The organism is Streptomyces sp. NPDC016845 (genome assembly GCF_044332585.1).
Lineage (GTDB): Bacteria > Actinomycetota > Actinomycetes > Streptomycetales > Streptomycetaceae > Streptomyces.
On sequence record NZ_JBIRPI010000069.1, the window covers coordinates 1 to 2,258 of the forward strand.

Sequence of the window (2,258 nt, forward strand, 5' to 3'; positions counted from 1 at the left end):
TGGGTGTGGATCCTCTCGAGGGATGACTGACCTGGGAAGACGCTGATCGGTGGTGCCGGGGCGACGGCTTGCTTCTACCGTGTTGGGGTGGAGGTGGGGCGCCATGGTGTCTTTGCCGGAGGAACTTGAGGCGCGGGAGGCCGCGGCCCGACGCCGTGTCGAGGAACTGCGGTCCGAGATAGCGGAGTTGACGCTGAGACTGGAGGCGGCTCAGGAGGATCTGTCGCGGTGGGAAATCACGCGGGAGACCGTCACGAAGGTGCTGGCCGAGCTGTCGGCCGCGGAGCCGGATGCTGAGGCAAAGGCGCCGGTGGAGCCTGAGCTGAAATCCCCTCCGCACGGCGCCGGCGTGGTGATGGTCCCGCCGTGGCGGGAGGGTCTGGCGGCGACGGTGTTGCCGGATGTGTACCGGGACATCATGGAGGTGCTGGCGGACGCGCCTGGCCCGTTGCAGGCCAAGCAGATCGTGCCACGGATCGGGCTGCCGGCGACGGCCGGGAAGATCGAGGGCACGCGAGCCAAGCTCAAGCGGCTGGTGGAGCGAGGCTGGCTGATCGAGAACGCACCGGGACGCTTCGCCCTCGCCCGCCGCGATGCGGGCATCGACCCGCTCAACCCCCGGTGACCAAGGGGCTCTTCCTCGTAGATTCGAAGCCAACCAGACCGAATCGCAAGAAGAACCGAAGAAGAGCCCAGATGGAACCCTACGACGCCTCACCTGAGCCTGACGGGTATGCCGCCTCCCGTGATGCCTTCGAACGCCTTGTCTCGACGCTGGCCGACGCCCCAGCGCACCGCCTGTCCCATGATGAGCTCGAGGAATTGCTCGACCAGCAAGGACGCGAGTTGCTGCGGCAACTGCTGCAGGACCACCTCGACCTACGGGCCAGGACCGAGGAAGGCGCCCTGCCGGGGCAGCCACCGGTGGTCGGCCCCGAAGGACGCCTGCGGACTTGGCACGAACGAGGCCATCACCGCCTGCTGACCTGCATGTTCGGGCCGGTCCAGGTGACACGGATCGCTCACCGCGGGCGCGGTGTTGCCAACGTGCACCCGGCCGACGAGGCCCTCTCGATGCCCGCTGGCCGGCACTCACGCGGCCTGTCCCGCCTCGCGGTCCTGGAAGCCGTCCGCGGCTCGTTCGACCAGGCAACCGCCGCGATCGAGCGACGCTGCGGCAAGGTGCTGGCCAAACGCTGCCTGACGGAGCTGGTGGCCGCCGCGGCCGTCGACATCGCCGCTTACTACACGGTGAAGATCCCCGCCCCCTGCACCCGCGAGATGGCGCTGGTTCTCCAGGTCGATGGCAAGGGGGTGGTGATGCGGCCCGAAGCCCTGCGCGAGGCAACCCGCAGAGCCGCGGCCAAGACGGCGGCGGCCGGACGCCGCGGACGCCTTGCCCCCGGCGAAAAACCCAACCGAAAGCGCATGGCGACGGTCGCCTGCGTCTTCGATGCCGCACCCGCCCCGCGCCGGCCGCACGACGTCGTCCACCCGCCCGGCGGCCGCAGCCAGGACCGACCGCCCAGGCCAGGACCGAAAGCGGAACATAAATGGTGCACCGCCTCGCTGATCCACCGACCGGAACAAGTCATCGCCGACGCGTTCGCCCAGGCAGAGGCTCGTGACCCGGAGCATCTGCGCGACTGGGTCATGCTCGTCGACGGCGCCCGCCACCAACTCGACCTGCTTCAGTCCGAAGCCGTTCGTCGCGGCGTCCACCTGCACGTCCTCCTCGACTTCGTGCACGTTGCCGAGTACTGCTGGACGGCCGCGCACGCCTTTCATCCGGCCGGCAGCCGCGAGGCAGAAACCTGGGCCGCGGACAAACTCACCGCGATCCTCGCCGGAGATGCCCAGCGGGCTGCTACGGAGATGACCGTCCAGGCCGCAGCCGCACACCTGCCCGCCACCCGCCGCGACGCCGTCGCCACCTGCAGCCGCTACCTCGCCGGTCACCTTGACCAGCTCCACTACGACACTGCCCTGAAGAACGGCTGGCCGATTGCCACCGGCGCCGTCGAAGGCGCCTGCCGCCACCTGATCGCCGACCGCCTCGACATCACCGGCGCCCGCTGGGGACTCCCCGGCGCCGAAGCCGTCCTCCGACTCCGCACATTGATCACGAACGGTGACTTCGAGGACTACTGGACATTCCACGCAGCCCGCGAACATCAACGCCTCTACCAAAGCCTTGACCAGCAGAACTACAGCCTTACCGCCTGATTCCGATCGTCACTCCAAAGGATCCGCACCCA

2 protein-coding genes are annotated in these 2,258 nt (G+C 68.7%); both read left to right on the plus strand.

Going from position 1 to position 2,258, the window contains the following annotated elements; all coding sequences use genetic code 11:
• Positions 1–103: 103 nt before the first annotated feature.
• Positions 104–625: a hypothetical protein gene (locus ACH4RC_RS42440; RefSeq protein ID WP_398210496.1), complete on the plus strand. Its 522-nt coding sequence runs from the start codon at positions 104–106 to the stop codon at positions 623–625.
• Positions 626–696: 71 nt separating this feature from the next.
• On the plus strand, positions 697–2,226 hold the full coding sequence (locus tag ACH4RC_RS42445; protein WP_398210498.1) for an ISKra4 family transposase: 1,530 nt from the start codon (positions 697–699) through the stop codon (positions 2,224–2,226).
• Positions 2,227–2,258 lie beyond the last annotated feature (32 nt).

What these genes read in the sequence shown, in the direction of transcription:
- ACH4RC_RS42440 (WP_398210496.1), top strand. Translation starts at nt 104, where the DNA reads ATGGTGTCTTTGCCGGAGGAACTTGAGGCGCGGGAGGCCGCGGCCCGA.
- ACH4RC_RS42445 (WP_398210498.1), top strand. Translation starts at nt 697, where the DNA reads ATGGAACCCTACGACGCCTCACCTGAGCCTGACGGGTATGCCGCCTCC.